The organism is Thermus tengchongensis (assembly GCF_021462405.1).
GTDB classification, from domain to species: Bacteria; Deinococcota; Deinococci; order Deinococcales; family Thermaceae; genus Thermus; species Thermus tengchongensis.
The window spans coordinates 1-17,093 of the sequence record NZ_JAKEDU010000005.1; the positions used below are offsets into that span (position 1 = coordinate 1).

Here is a 17,093-nt window from a genome sequence, read left to right on the forward strand (position 1 = left end):
TCTTAAGGCCTGGACCGAGGGGCGCGGCCCCTTACAGCCCAGCCCTAAGCCCTTCCACCAGCTTTGGCAGGAACTCAAGGAGTAAGGCCATGGACGCCAAATCCCGCATCCTAAGCCGCATACGGCATGCCCTCAAGGACAAGCCCAAGGCCCTTCTCCCCGAACACCCTCACCCCGCCTTTTCCCAAGATGCCATGGAGCTTTTTCTAAAACGCCTAACGGAGAACGGGGCCGAAGGCCACCTCGTGGATAAGGAAGGGGCCAGAAAGCTCCTTGCCGACCTGGCCCAGGGGCTTCCCGGGGCCGCTTACGGCAAGGGGATTCCCGATGCCTTCCGCCTTCTGCCGGAGCTTCCTCCCGAAGAGGCCCCCTTAGGGGTGTCCTGGGCCCTCTTCGCCGTGGCGGAAACGGGGACGGTGGCCCTCTCCTCGGAGGACGGGAGGAGGACCCAGCTCTTACCCCCCGTTCACCTGGTCCTGGTGGAGGAAAAAAGGGTCTACCCCAGTCTCCTCGAGGCCTTCTTGGACCTGAAATCCCTTCCCAGCGCCCTGGGCCTCCACTCCGGCCCCTCCAAAAGCGCGGACATTGGCCAGGTGATGGTGAAGGGCGTGCATGGCCCTGGGAGGCTGGTGGTGGCGGTGCTTCAGGGCACCTGGTAGGCGGGGGGTGGGGAAAGCCTCCTCACGTTCAGACGAAGCCCACCCTCATCCCGCACGAAGATGGGCCACCACACGAAGCTGGCCCGACCAGCGATGGCTTGCACGGGCACCGGCCCAAAGGTGCGGGAGTCCTCCGACCCCCCCAGGGTGCGGTTATCCCCCATGACGAAGTAGTACCCCTCCTTCAGGCGGATTTTCCCCACTTCGCAGGCCTCGGTGAGGTGGCTTCGGGCCAAGACCTCTTGGGAAGGGGGTAGAAGCATCTCCTTAAGAGGCTTCAAGTAGGCGGGCAGAAGCTCCACGGGGAAATCCCCTTGCTGGGTGAGGATCCGGGTCATGCGCCCGTCCTTGTAGCACACCCCGGGAAAGGAGTCAGGCCAAGGGGCGATACGGTCGGTGATGTGCCTTTCGTCCAGGGGCATGCCGTTCACATACACCACCCCCCGCTCCACATAGACCTCGTCTCCCGGCACCGCCACGATGCGCTTGATGAAGAAGGCCCTGAAGCTAAAGCCCAGGACGGGAAAGCGGGCGGTGGCGTTGGGGGTGCCCTCGGGGGGTTTCAGGATGGCGATCTCCCCCCTTCGCCACTCCATCAGGCCAAAGCGCACCAGCCAGGTCTCCCACTTGGGCACCAAAACCCGCTCCCCGTTTTGCAGGGTGGGAAACATGCTTTGCCCCACCACCCCCACGGTGGTGAAGACGAAGGTGGTGACCAAAAACGCCACCAGGAGCGCTTCTCCCACCTGGCGGAACCACTCCTTGAAAAGATAGTCCCAAAACGCCTTCATACCCCTCCTACTCTACCCCCGATCGCCTGTCTTGCCGCCTTGCGCCCCGCCTCCACGATCTCCTCTAGACGGCGGAAGTCCTCTATGCCCACCCCAGCCAGGGGAGGCCTTACGTACACCTCCGGGGCATACAGGGTGAGGCGGAGGGAGGTGAGGTGGAGCTGCATGAGGTCCACCGCCCGCCGGGCCAGGGCCAAGAGGCCTCTGGGAGCCCCTGCCACCTCCCGCTCCGGGGTCACGTCCACGGCCCAGACCTCCGTGGCCCCCAGGAACCGGGCAGCATCCACGGGAAGGTTGTCCAGGACCCCGCCGTCAAAAAGGAGCCGGCCCTCCCGCTCCACCGGGGCAAGAAGCCCAGGATAAGCGGCGGAGGCCAGGATGGCGCTGGGCAGGTCCCCCTGGGTAAGGAAGACAAGCCGCCCCGAAACCACGTCCACGGCGGTGACCGCCAGGGGTTTCTTCAGCCCGTCAAAGCTCTTGGGCAGGTGTTCCGCTAGGAAGTCCAGAAGCTTTCGCCGGGAAAAGATCCCCTCCCGGGGCGAAAAGCCCAAAAGGCCAAGCCAAGGGGTCCGGCGGGCCAGGGCCAGCATCTCCTCCGGGGTCTTTCCGGCGGCGAAAAGCGCCCCCACGATGGCCCCCATGCTGGTCCCCGCCACCACCTGGAAGTCCAGGCCCGCCTCCAGGAAGACCTCGAGGGCCCCGAGGTGGGCAAGCCCCCTGGCCCCCCCACCGGAAAGCGCCAAACCGCGCACGCCAAAATCCTAACGGCTTCTGGGTGAAAGAGGTGAGGGATATAGTGGAGGCGGTGAGCCTAGCGGGGAGGGTCCTTCTGAACCGATACCGGGTGGTGCGCCCCTTGGGCCGGGGCGCCCTGGCCACCGTCTACCTGGCCTTCGACCGCTTCGGCACCCCTTACGCCCTCAAGGTCTTCCCCATGGGGTCCGAGGCCAGGCGGAACCGGGAGTTCTGGGTGGGTAGGCAGCTTTCCCACCCCAACCTGAACCCGGTCCTGGAGAGCCTGGACCTCGAGGAAGGCCCCGCCCTCCTCCTGGCCTACGCCCCCGGTGAGGAGATGGGGCGCTGGATGGGGCGCCGCCCCGAGCGCCCTAGGGCCTTATACGTCTTCCGCCAACTCCTCCTGGCCTTGGCCCACATGCACGGCAAGGGCCTGGTGCACCGGGACGTGAAACCGGAGAACATCATCGTGGCGGGGACGGACGAAGCCCGGTTGGTGGACTTTGACCTCTCGGGGCCGGCCCTCGAGGCCTTCAAGAAACCCTTAAGGGTGGGCACCCTTCCCTACCTGGCCCCCGAACAGGTCCTGGGGCAAAGCCCTGGTCCCGAGGCGGATGTGTACGCCGCGGGCATCATCCTGTACTGGATCCTCTCCGGGGAACATCCCTTTGTGGGTGGGCCGGAGGAAGTCCTCCTCGGCCACCTCCAGGAACCCGTTCCCCCTGTCCCCGGTCTAACCCCCGTCCAACAGGCCTACCTGGAACGCCTCCTGGCCAAATCCCCTAGGGAACGCTTCCCCTCGGCAAAGGAGGCCCTCGAGGGGTTCCCCTTTCCCTGAAATGGCTTCCTGTTGGATCCTCTCCACCCTTCTGGGCTCCGTCCTCTCGGGCACCGTGGTGGCTAACCGGAAAACGACTACCTCCGCTTCCTAAGTACCCCGTCGTGGCTTGCGCCACGACGGGGGCCCCAAAGAGGCCATGAGCACGCCACTTTGGCTTTGGCCGGTGGGGCAACCTTTGCGTGCGGGTACTTAGGAGGGAGGGGGGCGGTGGGCCAGCTGGAGGTAAAGGGGGATTCCGAGGGGCTCCTTTTGGACGGGCTGGGCCTTAAGTACCCCGTCGTGGCTTGGGCCACGAAGGGGTACTTAGCCCTCAGCGGGCATAGGCCCCGTTGGCCAAAAAGGTGAGGATGCCCGCAAGGAGCCCCTGGGCCACCTTCTCCCGGTAAGTGGGGTCGGCAAGCCGCCTTCCCTCCACCGGGTGGTCCCCGAAGCCTATTTCCACCAACACGGCGGGCACCTTGGCGTAGCGAAGCACGAAGAAATCGCCGGGGAAGGTTCCCCGGTAGGGGCTCCCCGTGGCCTGAGAAAGCTTCCTCCCCAGGGTTTCCGCCAGGCGCTGGCTATAGCGCTGGTTGGCCTGGGCCACGATGTCAAAGAGGATCCTCTCCGCCACGGTGCGGGCCTCCTGGGTCAGGCGCCGCCCCAGCTCCCCTCCGCCGTTTTCCCGGATCACCTGAGCCAGAACCCCTGGGCTCTGGGCCTGGCCAAAGTAGAAGACCTCCACCCCTTGGGCAGTGCGGGTAGGGGAAGCGTTGACGTGGATGGAGATGAAAAGGTTTACCTGGGAGCTGTCGGCCAGGGAGGCCCGGCGGGAAAGATCTTCCCGCTTGTCCGGGGAAAGGTGCATATCCCGATCCCGGGTAAGGCGCACCTCTATCCCCTCCTGCTCCAGAAGGCGCTTAAGGCGCAAGGCCACATCCAGGACCACCTCCTTTTCCACCGCGTACCCCACCATCCCCGGGTCCACCCCCCCGTGGCCGGGGTCTAGAAGAACCACGGGCTTGGGAGGCTTGGGCGGCCGGTTGCGGGGTGGGTCCACGTTTGCCTGGGCCGGCTTGGCCGGGGTGGAGGCCTCCTTTTTCAAGCTCAGGTCCACCACCAACCGCTCCGGGTCGGAATAGCGGCGCACCGTGGCCTCCACTGCCCCCTTCAAGCGCACCAAAACCCGTACCTGCCCCTCCTCGGGCACCGTCTGCACCGAGGCCACCTCGGAAGAGTTCACCACCTGATCCAAGGGAGCTGCCTTTACCCCCTTCAGGATCAGGACCAGCAGGCCATTCTCCTGGGAAAGCGTGTGCTGTACCTCTTTAGAGGGCAGATCAAAGACCAAGCGGGTGAAGCCCTCGTGCACCCCTATGCGGGGAAAAGCTAAGGCCAGGCTCCATAACCAGACGCCAACCAAAAGAAATACCCGCATCTACGCCCATTCTAGCGGGAAAAGTTAAAGCTTGATAAAATCCGGCTCATGACGAAGAGGGTCGTGATCCATCATCTGGTAGGCCACCGCTTCCTGGGGGTGAACGAGCAAGGGGACAAGGTGATGATCGACGGGGATCAGCCCGCCACCGGCCCCCGCCCCATGGAACTTCTCCTCATGGCCCTAGGAGCCTGCACCGCCTACGACGTGGTGGACATCATGAGGAAGAAGAAGCAACCCCTGGCCCGCTACCGGGTGGAGGTGGAGGGGGTGCGGGCGGAAACCCACCCCCGGCGCTACACCCACATCACCGTCACCCACATCGCCTCAGGGCCCAACGTGACCCTGGAGGCCCTCGAGCGTGCCGCCCACCTCTCCCACACCAAGTACTGCTCCGTCTCTGCCAGCCTCAACGCCGAGATCGCCGTGAAGGTGGTGCTGGAGCCCTGGGAAGAAGGCCAAGAGGCCCAAGGCTAAGCGCCATGCTCCTGGCCATAGACATCGGCAACACCTCCACGGTCTTGGGGGTTTTTTCCGGGGAAGACCTCGTGGCCCACTTCCGCATCCACACCGATCGGATGCGCATGGAAAGCGAGTACCGGGTGATGCTACGCAACCTCTTCGCCTTAGAAAACCTTCCCCCTCCCAAGGCCGCCCTCCTCTCCAGCGTGGTACCCCCGGTGGAGCGGGAGATGAAGGAGGCCATCGAGAGGCTCTTCGGCATACGGGCCCAGGTGGTGGATGCTGAGGCCACGGGGCTAGAGATCGTCATAGACAACCCCCGGGAGGCCGGCACGGACCGCCTGGTGAACGCCGTGGGCGCCTTGGGCTACCCTAGCCCCACGGGGCGCTACATCGTGGTGGACTTCGGCACCGCCACCACCTTCGACCTGGTGGAGGCCCCGAACCGCTACCTGGGCGGGGCCATCACCATCGGCCCCCAGACCGCCGCCGACGCCCTGGCCGCCCGCACCGCCAAACTCCCCCGCATAGACCTGGTCCCCCCCGCCCAGGTGGTGGGCAAAAACACCCTGGACGCCCTGCGCTCGGGCCTGGTTCTGGGGTACGCCGCCTTGGTGGAGGGCATGGTGCGCCGCTTCAAGGAGGAAGCCGGGGAAGCCCTGGTGATCGCCACCGGCGGCTTTGCGGCAACCCTCAAGGACCTCTGCCCCTCCTTCGACGTGGTGGACGAAGACCTCACCCTGAAGGGGCTTCTGCGCATCCACAAGGGGCAAGGGTAAACCAGTACACCCACCGCCCCTCCTCAAGGAGAAGGCTGTACCTGTGTCCCTCCACCCGGTAGCACCCCAGGTCCCGCCAGAGGCCGGACCGCTCCCGGAGGAAAACCCTTAAGGGGGTTCCCGCCTGTTGGGCCAAAAGAAGCCGGAGGTTTCCCCCTGTGGGCTCTTGGTTTCCCCGCTTGCCCTCCCCCTGGTAGAGGATGCGGCCATCGGGCAAGAAAACATTCCGGTACCCCGACTCCCCCCGGTCCACCAAGAGGCTCTGCCGACCAATCCCCTTCCGGGTCCGGTGGTAGGCGAAAACCTCGCTCCAGCTCAAGCTTGACACCGCCCTTTCCCCCGGCTATCATCCTAAGTGCCCGGTCGGATGCCCCCGACCCGGCAACAACCCAAGGCCCCGTGGTGTAGTTGGTTAACACACCCGCCTGTCACGTGGGAGATCGCGGGTTCGAGTCCCGTCGGGGCCGCCAGGCCGAGGTAGCTCAGTTGGTAGAGCATGCGACTGAAAATCGCAGTGTCGGCGGTTCGATTCCGCCCCTCGGCACCAGGGTGAAAGCAGGCCACCCTCGTTTTGAGGGTGGCTCCTTTTTTCCACCCTGACCTTCCCTTCGTTTTTGCTACACTAGCTCTGAAGGGGGTGGGAACCTGAAGCAAACCTCTCCTCTGGGATTCCGGGTGGGTATTCAGGATAAAGATTTTCGGCGCTGAAGGCATTCATTACTAGGTATTGCCGGTGAATTTACGGGGTAAATTCAAAAGGCTGTATTGGGCAAGCCGCGCCGGGCATCTCTGCCCCGCGGCTCCCTTTATTTTCTGAAGAGCATTCCCCCAAACCCGGAAGGTTCCCCCCTTGCTCCCCAGGGTACTACCCAGCTGGCCAGGGATGTGCTAGGCTGGGTAGTGTAAATCTGACTCACTCCCAAAAATTGTTAGGGTAATGGCGATTTTCACCGTTCTGATACCTATTCTTTCCCTCTTGACAGTATTGACAGACCCCCCCTAAAGTGAAAGACAAGCAAACGGGGCCGAACCCCCGGAAGCGGAAGAAAAGGAGGGATGAAGATGAAGAAGCTCATCACTAAGGTTCTGGCGCTTTTCGGCTCTTTGGTGGCTCTGGGACTGGCGGCTGGGGCAACAGCGCACTGGAAGTAAAAACGGCCACGCGCTGGCCGTTTTTTCGTTTGGGTCCCCTTCTCCAGGGGGCCTTGTGCTATCCTAAGGGCCGTATGCTCCAAAAGCTCCGCCGTCTGGAACTCCCCCCGCCCCGGGTGCTGGCCTTCATCCTTGGGGTTTTTGCCATCTTTTTGCTGCTGGAGGGCTACCTCATCGCCCGCCACGGGTTCCACCTTCCCCCGCCCGGGCTGGGCTGGTTTGACCTCCTCTTCTGGGCGGCCCTGGTCTTCTGGAGCGTGCGGGTGGAGATCCGCCTGCCCCTAAGCGCCAGCATGAGCCACCTCTTCCTCTTCGCCCTGGCCCTGGTGGTCCTCACACCCCCCTGGTTCGCCCCTCTGGTGGTTTTCCTTTTCCAGCCGAGCGACAACCTCTGGTACAAGCAGCTCTTCAACCGCTCCCAGGACGCCCTGGCCACCCTGGCCGCCGCCCTGGTCTGGCAGTTTTTCCAGAGCAACCCCCTCTACCTGGGGACGCTTAACCTGAGCGCTGGGGTGGGAATAAGCTTAGCATCGGTTGCCCTTTTTTTGGTCAACATAAGCCTGGTCACCTTTGTCATCCACCTAGCCAATGGCACCCCCTTGCGGGAAGTCTGGAAGAAGAACTTCGGCTGGCTCGCCGCTAGCTACTTTCTCCTCTCCCCCGTGGCCCTCCTCCTGGCCCGGGCCTACGAGACCCCCCTCCTCGGGGGCTGGGGGGGGTGGACGGTCCTCTTCTTCCTGGTCCCCCTCTACTACAGCCGCTTCTACTGGGACGAGAAGGTGCGCCTGGAGCAGGCCTTTGACGCCACCCTGGAGGTGCTGATGCACGCCCTGGAGGCCAAGGAGCCGGAAACCCGCATGCACTCCGAGCGCGTGGCAGAAATCGCCAAGGACCTGGCCCGGGCCCGCTACGGGGACGAGGCCAAGGCCATGGAGATCTACCGGGCCGCCCGCCTGCACGACATCGGCAAAATCGGCATCCCCGAGGCCCTCCTCCTCAAGCCCGATAAGCTCACGCCCAAGGAGTACGAGGTGGTGCAAAGCCACACCACCTTGGGCGCCCAGCTCTTGAAGCCCGCGGAGAAGGTGGCCTTTGGCCCCGTGGTCTACAACGTGATCCTCCACCACCACGAGCGCTGGGACGGGCGGGGCTACCCCAAGCGCCTTGCCGGGCACGAAATCCCGGAGGAAGCCCGCATCGTGGGCCTGGCCGACGCCTACGAGGCCATGACCGCAGGCCGCCCTTACCGCAAGGCCAAGTCCTCGGAGGAAGCCCTTCAGGAGGTTCAGGACCTCTCCGGCATCCAGTTTGACCCCAGGCTGGTGGAGCTTTTCACCCAGCTTTGGCACCAAAACCCCCTGTGGCGCGACCGCGAAGCTTACCTCAAGGCAAAGGAGGGATCGGTATCACGCTTTACCTTGCCGCAGCTCTATTTGGCATCGGACTCGCCCTCGCCCTCGGAGCCAGACCCAAGGACCTCGGGGGAATAGAGCTAAGGGCGCCCTGGGCCTTCCTCCTGGCGGCGCTGGCGGAGGGTAGCCTTGCGTACGGCACCTACCGGGGCCTCTTCCAGCCCGAGTGGGCCGGGCCTCTGGCCAAGCTCCTGGTGCTGGCCCTGGTGGGCTATGGGCTTTACCAGAACCAGCACCTGAAAAGCCTCTACCTGGTGCTTTTCGGCCTTCTTCTGAACACCCTGGTCATCTTCGCCAACGGGGGGCATATGCCCGTGAGCCTGGCCGCCTTGGAGCGGGCGGGGCTCGAGGGGTGGGAGGAGATCCTAAGGGAGCGCCGGGACGCGGTGCACACCCTCCTGGACGAGAACACCCGCCTCCCCTTCCTGGGGGACGTGATCGCCCTGCCCCCCTTGCGCAAGGCGGTGAGCCCGGGGGACCTCTTCATTCTGGCGGGAATCGTTGGGGTGGTGGTGGAAGGAGCCCTAAGGGCCGGGGGAAGACGGCTTCCTAGGCGTCAGGCGGCCTTTAGGGTACTGGTTTTTCTCCTGCTGGTCTGGCTTTTACTTACCCTCCGCACCTGAGCCCAGCCTCTTCACGGCTTGGTGTAGGGTATATTCCCAAGAAGGGGGCTTACCCCTAAGTCCGGAGGCAACATGGCGTACCGCATCTGCTTGATTGAGGGAGATGGCATCGGCCACGAGGTGGTCCCCGCGGCCCGAAGGGTGCTGGAGGCCACAGGACTACCTTTGGAGTTCGTGGAGGCCGAAGCTGGCTGGGAAACCTTTGAGCGAAGAGGGACTTCCGTGCCCGAGGAGACCGTGGAGAAAATCCTCTCCTGTCAAGCCACCCTTTTTGGTGCAGCTACAAGCCCTACCCGCAAGGTGCCTGGTTTTTTTGGGGCCATTCGCTACCTGCGCCGCCGGCTGGACCTCTATGCCAACGTGCGCCCCGCTAAAAGCCGCCCCGTCCCAGGAAGCCGTCCTGGGGTGGACCTCGTCATTGTACGGGAGAACACCGAGGGGCTTTACGTGGAGCAGGAACGGCGCTACCTGGATGTGGCCATTGCCGATGCGGTGATCTCCAAGAAGGCTAGCGAACGCATCGGCCGCGTGGCCTTGAAGATCGCGGAAAGCCGACCCCGCAAAACCCTGCACATCGCCCACAAGGCCAATGTGCTCCCCGTGACCCAAGGGCTTTTCCTGGATACGGTGCGGGAGGTGGCCAAGGACTATCCCTTGGTGAACGTGCAGGACATCATCGTGGACAACTGCGCCATGCAGCTGGTCATGCGCCCCGAACGCTTTGACGTGATCGTGACCACCAACCTTCTGGGGGACATCCTTTCCGATCTGACCGCGGGCCTAGTGGGCGGCCTGGGCCTGGCCCCTTCCGCCAACATCGGGGACACCACTGCGGTTTTTGAGCCCGTGCACGGTTCCGCCCCCGATATCGCCGGCAAGGGGATCGCCAACCCCACCGCCACCATCCTCTCTGCGGCCATGATGCTGGAGTACCTGGGGGAGAAGGAAGCCGCCAAAAAGGTGGAGAAGGCGGTGGACCTGGTATTGGAAAGGGGCCCCCGCACCCCGGACCTGGGGGGAACCGCCACCACGGAAACCTTTACCAAAGCAGTGGTGGAAACGCTAAAGGCCCTTTAAGGCTTTCGCCTGAGCGCCCCTCGAGGGGAGGTCCTCGAGGGGTGCAAGTTTTTCTCGGGGCAGATACAGCCAAAGGCGAAGGAGTACATGCTAGCGAGCACCTCTTCCCTATTCCAGGTAAGACCGTGTATACTGCAAGCAGGTTCGCTTATGGCTTACGGTGGCTACACCGCCCTGTTTTAAGGAGGCAACGTGCTTTCCGGTTTGAGCAAGCTATTTAAACCCCGCGTGGAGGCGCTAGGCCTGGAGATCGGCGCCGCCAACCTCAAACTGGTGGAACTCTCCGGAAATCCTCCCGCCCTCAGGGCCCTGGCCGCACGGCCCACTCCCCCGGGAATGCTGGTGGAAGGGGTGATCGCCGAACCCCAGGCCCTGGCCCAGGAACTCAAGGAACTTCTCGCCGAAGCCCGGACCAAAAAGCGCTACGTGGTCACCGCCGTACCCAATCCCAGCGTGATCCTGCGCACCCTTCAGGTGCCCAAGATGCCCCTCAAGGAGATGGAGGAGGCGGTTCGCTGGGAAGCGGAGCGGTACATCCCCTTCCCCATCGACGAGGTGGTCCTGGACTTCGCCCCCTTGGATCCGTTAGCCGAGGCAGCCGAGGGGGAACAGGTGGAGGTGATGGTGGGGGCAGCCCGCCAGGAAGCAGTGGCCTCCTTGCTGGAAGCCTTGCGGGGAGCAGGCCTGACCCCCATCATTTTGGATGTCAAACCCTTTGCCGGGCTTTATCCCCTGGAAGCCCAGCTCAGCAGCGACCCGGAAGGGATTTCCGTGGCCGTGGAGATCGGGGCAGAAAGCACCAGCCTGGTCCTCCTTAAGGGCGACCGTCCCTTGGCGGTGCGGATCCTCACCCTCTCCGGCAAGGACTTCACCGAAGCCATTGGGAAAAGTTTTGGCCTGGACTTCCTCACCGCCGAGGAGGTAAAGCGCACTTATGGCCTCGCCACCATCCCCACTGAGGACGAGGAGCTTCTTCTAGACTTTGACGCCGAGAGGGAGCGGTACAGCCCTGGCAAAATCTACGACGCCATCCGGCCCGTCCTGGTGGAACTTACCCAGGAGGTCCGCCGGAGCCTGGAATTTTTCCGGGTTCAACTGGGGGACGTGCAGCCGGAGGTAGGGTACCTCTATGGCGGGGGCAGCCGGCTTAGGGGCCTGGCCACCCTGCTCACCGATACCCTGGGGGTCAACTTCACCGTCCCCGACCCCTGGCAGGGCATCCAGGTGGACCCCAAACGCTTTGACCTGGAGAAGATAAGGGATATGGGGCCCGAGTTTCTGGTGCCCGTGGGCCTGGCCCTACGGGGGGTGATGCCCCTTGATTAGGCTTAACCTTCTCCCCAAAAACCTGCGCCGCCGCATTGAACCGGGCTGGTGGCGTCTGGCAGCGGGGGCCTTCGCCCTACTGACCCTCTCCCTTTTGGGCTTTCTCCACTACACCGCCTACACCGAACTCACCCTGGCCAAGCAGGAAAGGGATGCTCTAAAAGCGGAGGTGGAGGCCTTAAAACCCTTCATCGCCGAACAAAACCGCCTCCAGCAGGAGAGAAAGGCCCTCGAGGCCCTCCTTGCCATCCGGGAAGGCCTCAAGAAGAACTTCGTCCCCTGGTCTGAGTATCTGGCGGCCTTTATCCGGCAAATCCCCCAGCAAGGTGGACGCTTCCCCGTGGCCCTGCGCTCCGTGAGTACCCGGGCCATTCCCGAGGACGAGGCCAACCGGATGGCTCAAGCCGGAACCTATGACGGCAAAAGGGTGCAGGTGGAGTTCACCGTACAGGGGGAGGCGCTGAACCAAAACGCTCTGGTGAGCTTCGTGCGGGCCTTTGAAACCTCGCCCCGATTCGGCATAGAGTTCCAGGGGGCTTCCCTGGACCAGAACCGGGGGCTTTACACCTTCAGCGCCCGGGTGGGTTTGGTGGGAGGTGGGGAAAGTGCTCGCTAGGCTGGGACAGCGGGAGTGGGCCCTGATCGCCATCGCCCTCACCTTGGTGGTGGCCCTCCTCTGGTACTTCCTCCTCATCGTCCCCATGCGCCAGGAAACGGATAGCGTGCGCCAGGAGATAGGCGCCCTTATCCCCGAGCGGGATAAAGGAAGGCAAGCCCAGCGGGCCCTGCCGGAACTCCGGGCCACCATCGCCGAGCTACAAGCCGAGCGCCAAGCCTTTCTGAGGGCACTTCCCAAGGAGGAACGGCTTTCCCAGGTTCTGAACGAGATCCTAACTGAAGCCCTAAGGAGTGGGGTCACGGTGCGCTCCTTCACCCGCTCCCCCACCTCGGCCCCGGTGCCCGAGGTGCGCGCGGTGAACCTGGCCCTTTCCCTCGAGGCGCCTTTCCCCGAAACCTATGCCTACTTGAAGCGCCTGGAAGGGCTTTCCCGTTTCAGCTCTCTTTCCGGGCTCAACCTCAGCGTCCAGGGCCAGGACTCGAATCCCCTCCTCTCTACCAGCTTGACCCTTACCCTCTACATGCTGGCCAAAGACCTCGGCCAACCCCAGGAAAACCCCCAGGCACAGGGGGCTCCATCCCCGCAAACCGGTCAAGGAGGTGGTCGGTGAAAGGTCTTCTAGCGCGCCTGGCCGAGGCCTGGCGAAACCTACCCCAGTCCACCAAGCTCCTCCTGGCGGGCCTTCTCCTGGTGAGCGCCGTGGCGCTTTGGTATGTGGGTTTCTACCTCCCGGCCCAGGTACCCATGGAGGTGCAACCCACCCCCGGCCAACCTCAGGTGCCCAGCCAGGGAGCAGAGGCTCCCAAAACCATAGAAGCTCCACCCATCCCACCCCTTGCCGAAACTGCCCCCCAAGGCCAAGCGGCGAAGCCTAGCCCCGAGGCTTCTCCTTCCCAGGAAGCCCCCAAGGCAGGTGAGCCCGTTTCGGCCACAGCCTTACCCATCCCCAAAACCCAACAAGAGGCCCCGCTTCCAAACCCCTTTGTGCCCCTGGTGGTGGAGGCCCCACCTTCTCCCCCCGTACCCTCCCCTGCCCCGGCACCTAGGCCCACCCCCGTACCCACAGGGGCCCCTGTCCGGGTAACCCAGGGAACACCCCTGCCCACCCCCAGCGTTCAAACTCCACCCCGGCCTCTTCCAGGAAGCCAAGGAGCCTTGCCCGCCCCCAAGGTGCTCACCCCTGCTTTCCAGGTGGAAACCCCCAAAGCCCAGGTGGATACCCCACCTCTCCTCACCCCACCCGCTGGCCTCGTGGAGGTTCCCTTACCCAGGGCACCCCAAACCCCAGAGGGGGAAGCAAAGTCCGCGCCCTCTCCTGCCGCTCCCCCCACGCCCTCCAAAACCCCCTTGCAGGCCCTGGTGGAGGAAAAAGGCATCAAGCTGGCGGGTACGCTTTTGGGCCCGGTGAGCGTGGCCATACTGGAAACCAAGGAAGGGTATCTGGTATTACCCGTGGGTAGCCTTCTTCCAGGCAGCGAGGCAGTGCTTCGCCGCATAGAAAGCGACCGGGTGGTGTTGGCCTTGAAGGATGAAAGCTTGGAGATTGCCTTAGAAAACACGCAAGCAGGAGGTGGTCAGTGAGAACGGCACTTATGAAACTTGTGATCCCCGGCCTTTTGGCCCTGGGCATGGGGGCCCTGGCGGGAAGCCTCCCCCAGGAACCCCGCTTTGACGCCAAGGTGGACCTGAAGGTCTCCGAAAGCCAGGTGCGGGCCGGGCTCACCATGCCTCTGGATGTGGTCCTGGAAGCCCTGGCCCGGAGCGTGGGCCTCCAGCCCCTCATCTATCGGGCCTACGACCCCACAGGGGACCCAGCCAAGGCCCAGCCCCCCTTGCCCAACGTGAAGCTGGACTTCCAGGGGAAGCCCTTCCGGGAGGTCTGGGAGCTCCTTTTCGCCACGTATGGCACCCAGTTCAATCTAGACTATCTCTTCCTTCCTCCGGACGTGGTGGTGGTGGCCCCCACCCAGGTGATCACCGCCTTGGTGGACGCCCCAAGCCGCACCGGGGCCATGGAGCGGAAGCCCTACCTGGTGGCCATCCCCGAGATCGCCTACCGGCGCACGGAAACCGATGCCCAGGGCCAGGCCCGCACCGTGGTGAACATAGATGGGGCCAAGGCCTGGGTGCAAAACGATCTTCTGCCCTTCCTTTCCCGGGAAGCCAGCGGGCTTAGCGTGAACTGGATCGTGGTGGAGGAAGGGGGCAAACTCAGGGCCCTACTCTCTGTCCTGGCCACCCCAGAACAGCACATTCGCTTCTCGGACATCCTCCAGCGTGCAGGGATTGATTTCCGCCCCTTGCCCGCCCTCACCCTGCCCAAGCCTCGGGTAGAGCGCTCCTATGTCCTGACCCATTCCACCTTCCCGGAGATCCTTTCCTTCCTGCAAACACAGATCCCGAACGCCCAAGTGGCCGTGGTTCCCACCGACCCCAAACGGGCTCTCATCACTGCCACCGAGGAGGACCACGCCCGCATCGCCGAACTCCTAAAGGTGGTCGATGTACCCAAGCCCATCCCCACGGTGCGCCGGGTCTACACCTTGCAGAACCTCACTTTCCAGGAAGCCCAGCAAAGGCTTAAGCCCGTCCTGGAAAGGGAGTTGAAAGGGGCCCGCCTGGAAGGTGTCCCGGGTAACCCCAAAGCCCTTCTTCTGGAGGCTACCGAAGCCGACCAGGCCTTCTTCGCCGAGGTCCTCAAGGCCGCCGATGTGCCCCCCCAGGTGGCCCCACCCACCCAGGAGGCCACGGTGCGCAGGCTTTACCCCTTGCGCTTCGCCGACGCGGAAAAGGTGGCCCCCTTCCTGGCCAGGGAGGTGCCGGGGATCGTGGTGCAGACGGTGCCGGGGCAGCCCGTCCTCTCCGTGCGGGGCACGGAGAAACAGCTTGCCGAGGTGGAAAGCCTCCTGGCCCAAATCGACCAGGCCCCTGAGCAAGGCCCCCCAGTGTTCCAGCGTTCCTACCAGCTCTCCAACGCCAAGGCCACCGACCTGGCCAAAGTCCTCCAGGAAGCCTTGCAGGCCCGGCAGGCCCAGGGCCAGGCCCAGCCCCAAGCCCCCACCCGCCAGGCCACGGTGGTGGCGGACGAGCGCACCAATACCCTGATCGTCACCGGCACCCAGGAGGATCTAGCCCTGGTGGAGGGCCTCATCCCCAAGCTGGACCAGGCGGTGCCCCAGGTGAACCTCAGGGTGCGCATCCAGGAGGTGCAGTCCAACTTCAGCCGAAACCTGGGCCTCAAGTGGAACACCATTGCCGGGGGAAATGTGGCGGCCAGCATCCTGGACACGGGGCTTTCCCTCATCTTCGACAGCACCCGGAGCCTGGCCGCCTTGAACATCCTGGCCACCCTCGAGGCCCTCCAGCGCCAGGGCCTCTCCCGGGCGCTAAGGGACGTGAACCAGACCGTCCTCAACAACCAGACCGCCCGCCTCCAGTCCGGCGAGACCTTCCTCATCCGCCGGGTGGTGGGGGACCGGGTGGAGCGGGTGCCCTTTGACATCGGTATCATCGTGGAGGTCACCCCCCAGATCACCGCCGACGGGCAGATCCTCCTCAACATCAAGGCCGAGGTTTCCGGCAACGTGCAACGCAACCCCGTGGACGGGGACGTGGACCGCTTCACCAAGCAGGTGGTGACCACCACCCTGAGGGTGCGGGACGGGCAGACGGTGGTCCTGGGGGGTCTCACCTCCCAGGAGAACAACCAGGTGCAACAGGGAGTCCCCCTCCTCATGGACATCCCCCTGATCGGGGAACTCTTCAAGCAACGCACCCAGGAAACCACCGACCGGGAGCTTCTGGTGGTCATCACCGCCGACATTCTGAGGGAAACGGCTTCCCGCTAAAGCAAGCGCCCGGCGAGGGGAGGGCCTAAGTACCCGCACGCAAAGGTTGCCCCACCGGCCAAAGCCAAAGTGACGTGTTCATGGACTTTTTGGGGCCCCCGTCGTGGCGCAAGCCACGACGGGGTACTTAGGCCCTCCCCCCTTTTCCCCTGGACCCTGGGCCCCTTCCTCCCTACAATGTCCCCATGAGGTTCCTGACTGCAGGCGAGTCTCATGGCCCCGAGCTTCTGGCCATCATCGAGGGCCTACCCGCCGGCATCCCCCTCACCGAGGAGGACATCAACCCCTGGCTGGAGCGGCGCCAGAAGGGGTACGGGCGGGGGCGGCGGATGGTGATCGAAACCGACCGGGTGGAGTTCCGCGCCGGGGTCAGGGCCGGGCGCACCACGGGGGCGCCGGTGGCCCTGGCCATCCGGAACGCCGACCACCGCAACTGGGTGGAGATCATGGACCCAGCCCCTGGAAACGAGCCCCGCAAAAAGGCCCTCACCGCCCCCCGTCCCGGCCACGCCGACCTCCCTGGGGGCATCAAGTACGGCCACAAGGACCTAAGGGACGTGCTGGAAAGGGCCAGCGCCCGGGAGACCGCCATGCGGGTGGCGGTGGGCGCGGTGGCCTTGAAGTTCTTGAGCCTTCTTGGAGTTGAGGGAACAGGGTACGTGCCGGGTATGGCGGGGGTCTGGAGCCAGGTGCCCTTCGCCTGGGACCTGGTACCCCGCATAGAGGAAAGCCCCTTGCGCATGACCGACCCCGAGGCGGAAGCCGAGGTTATCCGGCGTATAGACCAAGCCAAGGCGGAAGGGGACACCTTAGGCGGGGTGATTGAGACCCGCTTCCGCGGCCTGGTGCCGGGCCTGGGGAGCCACGTGCACTGGGACCGGAAGCTGGATGGCCGCCTGGCCCAGATGGCCCTCTCCATCCCCGCGGTCAAGGGGGTAGAGATCGGCCCCGCCTTTGAGAACGCCATGCGCCGGGGCTCGGAGGTGCACGACGCCATCTACTGGAGCCCGGAACGGGGGTTTTACCGCAAGACCAACCGGGCGGGGGGCCTCGAGGGGGGCATGACCACGGGGGAGGAGCTGGTGGTGCGCGCCGCCCTCAAGCCCATCGCCACCTTGATGAAACCCCTTCCCACCGTGGACGTGGTGAGCCACGAGCCTGCGGACGCCGCCCGGGAGCGCTCCGACGTCACCGCTGTTCCGGCGGCCAGCGTGATCCTCTGCGCCCTTTCCGCCATCGTCCTGGCCCAGGCCTACCTGGAGAAGTTCGGCGGGGACACCATGGAAGAAATCCAGGACCGGGTGGAGCGGTACAAGGCCCGCGTCCTCGCCTACTGAAGCTCTGCCGGGTTA

General features: G+C 64.3%; 17 protein-coding genes and 2 tRNA genes. 15 read left to right on the forward strand and 4 right to left on the reverse strand.

The window, feature by feature from the left end:
* The first annotated feature begins 89 nt into the window (after window positions 1-89).
* On the forward strand, window positions 90-659 hold the full coding sequence (locus L1087_RS07295) for a LutC/YkgG family protein (RefSeq protein ID WP_234558286.1): 570 nt from the start codon (window positions 90-92) through the stop codon (window positions 657-659).
* On the opposite strand, the gene lepB is transcribed toward L1087_RS07295, so the two are convergent.
* Window positions 644-1,450 (reverse strand): signal peptidase I, encoded by an 807-nt coding sequence (gene lepB / locus L1087_RS07300; protein WP_135259564.1) that lies wholly within the window; start codon window positions 1,448-1,450, stop codon window positions 644-646. The genes L1087_RS07295 and lepB overlap by 16 nt on opposite strands.
* Complete coding sequence (locus tag L1087_RS07305) at window positions 1,447-2,202, reverse strand: patatin-like phospholipase family protein (protein ID WP_135259563.1); 756 nt, start codon at window positions 2,200-2,202, stop codon at window positions 1,447-1,449. Before L1087_RS07305 ends, lepB begins: the two co-directional genes overlap by 4 nt.
* A 44-nt stretch (window positions 2,203-2,246) precedes the next feature.
* Between L1087_RS07305 and L1087_RS07310 the strand changes: the two genes are divergently transcribed.
* The gene (locus tag L1087_RS07310) at window positions 2,247-3,023 is read left to right on the forward strand and encodes a serine/threonine-protein kinase (protein WP_234558438.1); all 777 of its coding nucleotides are present in this window, start codon (window positions 2,247-2,249) and stop codon (window positions 3,021-3,023) included.
* A 313-nt stretch (window positions 3,024-3,336) separates the two neighbouring features.
* Here the strand turns inward: L1087_RS07310 and L1087_RS07315 are convergent, their stop codons facing one another.
* A complete protein-coding gene (locus L1087_RS07315; RefSeq protein ID WP_234558288.1) occupies window positions 3,337-4,443 on the reverse strand; it encodes an N-acetylmuramoyl-L-alanine amidase in 1,107 nt (368 codons plus the stop codon).
* Between the two features lie 48 nt (window positions 4,444-4,491).
* On the opposite strand from L1087_RS07315, the gene L1087_RS07320 reads away from it, so the two are divergent.
* On the forward strand, window positions 4,492-4,920 hold the full coding sequence (locus L1087_RS07320) for an OsmC family protein (protein WP_234558290.1): 429 nt from the start codon (window positions 4,492-4,494) through the stop codon (window positions 4,918-4,920).
* Window positions 4,921-4,925: 5 nt separating this feature from the next.
* A complete protein-coding gene (locus tag L1087_RS07325; protein ID WP_234558291.1) occupies window positions 4,926-5,684 on the forward strand; it encodes a type III pantothenate kinase in 759 nt (252 codons plus the stop codon).
* Here the strand turns inward: L1087_RS07325 and L1087_RS07330 are convergent.
* On the reverse strand, window positions 5,641-6,012 hold the full coding sequence (locus tag L1087_RS07330) for a hypothetical protein (protein ID WP_038041482.1): 372 nt from the start codon (window positions 6,010-6,012) through the stop codon (window positions 5,641-5,643). The two genes, L1087_RS07325 and L1087_RS07330, sit on opposite strands and share 44 nt — an antisense overlap.
* Window positions 6,013-6,077: 65 nt before the next feature.
* Between L1087_RS07330 and L1087_RS07335 the strand changes: the two genes are divergently transcribed.
* From L1087_RS07335 to aroC, 11 genes are all read left to right on the forward strand, one after another.
* Window positions 6,078-6,154, forward strand: a tRNA-Asp gene (locus tag L1087_RS07335).
* Window position 6,155: 1 nt separating this feature from the next.
* A tRNA-Phe gene (locus tag L1087_RS07340) sits at window positions 6,156-6,231 on the forward strand.
* A 679-nt stretch (window positions 6,232-6,910) separates the two neighbouring features.
* Window positions 6,911-8,326 carry an HD-GYP domain-containing protein gene (locus L1087_RS07345; RefSeq protein ID WP_234558292.1) on the forward strand — a complete coding sequence of 472 codons (1,416 nt, stop codon included), beginning with the start codon at window positions 6,911-6,913 and terminating at the stop codon, window positions 8,324-8,326.
* Between the two features lie 35 nt (window positions 8,327-8,361).
* A complete protein-coding gene (locus tag L1087_RS07350; protein ID WP_234558439.1) occupies window positions 8,362-8,871 on the forward strand; it encodes a DUF5317 domain-containing protein in 510 nt (169 codons plus the stop codon).
* Window positions 8,872-8,943: 72 nt separating this feature from the next.
* Complete coding sequence (locus L1087_RS07355; RefSeq protein ID WP_038041479.1) at window positions 8,944-9,948, forward strand: homoisocitrate dehydrogenase; 1,005 nt, start codon at window positions 8,944-8,946, stop codon at window positions 9,946-9,948.
* A 192-nt stretch (window positions 9,949-10,140) separates the two neighbouring features.
* Window positions 10,141-11,274 carry a type IV pilus assembly protein PilM gene (gene pilM / locus L1087_RS07360; RefSeq protein WP_135343082.1) on the forward strand — a complete coding sequence of 378 codons (1,134 nt, stop codon included), beginning with the start codon at window positions 10,141-10,143 and terminating at the stop codon, window positions 11,272-11,274.
* Window positions 11,267-11,890 (forward strand): competence protein, encoded by a 624-nt coding sequence (locus tag L1087_RS07365; RefSeq protein WP_038041475.1) that lies wholly within the window; start codon window positions 11,267-11,269, stop codon window positions 11,888-11,890. The genes pilM and L1087_RS07365 overlap by 8 nt, the downstream gene beginning before the upstream one ends.
* Complete coding sequence (locus L1087_RS07370) at window positions 11,880-12,503, forward strand: type IV pilus inner membrane component PilO (protein ID WP_234558293.1); 624 nt, start codon at window positions 11,880-11,882, stop codon at window positions 12,501-12,503. The genes L1087_RS07365 and L1087_RS07370 overlap by 11 nt, the downstream gene beginning before the upstream one ends.
* Entirely contained in the window at window positions 12,500-13,474 is a 975-nt protein-coding gene (locus L1087_RS07375; protein WP_234558294.1) for a competence protein, read from the forward strand. The genes L1087_RS07370 and L1087_RS07375 overlap by 4 nt, the downstream gene beginning before the upstream one ends.
* An 11-nt stretch (window positions 13,475-13,485) precedes the next feature.
* Complete coding sequence (locus L1087_RS07380) at window positions 13,486-15,741, forward strand: secretin N-terminal domain-containing protein (RefSeq protein WP_267964788.1); 2,256 nt, start codon at window positions 13,486-13,488, stop codon at window positions 15,739-15,741.
* A gap of 185 nt (window positions 15,742-15,926) precedes the next feature.
* The gene (aroC, locus tag L1087_RS07385) at window positions 15,927-17,078 is read left to right on the forward strand and encodes a chorismate synthase (RefSeq protein WP_234558296.1); all 1,152 of its coding nucleotides are present in this window, start codon (window positions 15,927-15,929) and stop codon (window positions 17,076-17,078) included.
* Window positions 17,079-17,093: the final 15 nt, after the last annotated feature.